Source organism: Oleiphilus sp. HI0079 (genome assembly GCF_001635105.1).
On record NZ_LWFT01000348.1, the window covers coordinates 1 to 673 of the forward strand.

Below are 673 nucleotides of genomic sequence, written 5' to 3' on the forward strand. Positions count from 1 at the left end.
GGCTTAGTGGAACAGCTTGTAGCTCTAGTAATCGAATCGCTGATCGGGGAAGAACACTCATACCTTACCTCTATGATACTTAGCTACTTCAGTCACCTGAGCAGCGCAATGAACTTGACGAGTAAGATTATGACGCAGATTGTCAGATCCTGCCGGAACGGCTTGCTACACCGTGTGATATCGCGCGCCCAAAGATACACTTCACACACAAAACTTCGTTTTACGTTACAAGCTTTGGATTATTTTGACCAAGAAAGTGCATGATGTAGCCGAACGACATCACCAATAATAATTATTGTTGGCGCAGCCAATTTCGCCTCGGCAACGTCCTCAGCGGCCTTAGCAAGGGTAGATACCATCACTCTCTGCTCAGGAAGCGTGCCTTTGGAAATGACCGCCAACGGCATAGAACCACTCATGCCATGTTTGACAAGGTTTTCACAAATAACAGGAAGACTAACCAAGCCCATATAAAAAACCAAAGTTTGGTGTTCAGCAATCAAGCTATACCAATTAAGGTCGCTTGAATCATTCTTCAGATGTCCAGTAACAAACCTCACGGATTGGGCATAGTCACGATGCGTGAGCGGAATTCCTGAATAACTCGCACAGCCTGCTGCTGCGGTAATGCCGGGAACAACCTGAAAAGCGATGCCTTGACTGGCAAGTGTTT

Annotated in this window: 1 protein-coding gene; it reads right to left on the reverse strand. The window is 46.4% G+C overall.

Features of this window, described 5'->3' with window-relative positions; genetic code table 11:
* Nucleotides 1-239: 239 nt before the first annotated feature.
* On the reverse strand, nucleotides 240-673 hold a 434-nt coding region (locus A3750_RS04730), incomplete at its 5' end, for a uroporphyrinogen-III C-methyltransferase (RefSeq protein ID WP_231871714.1).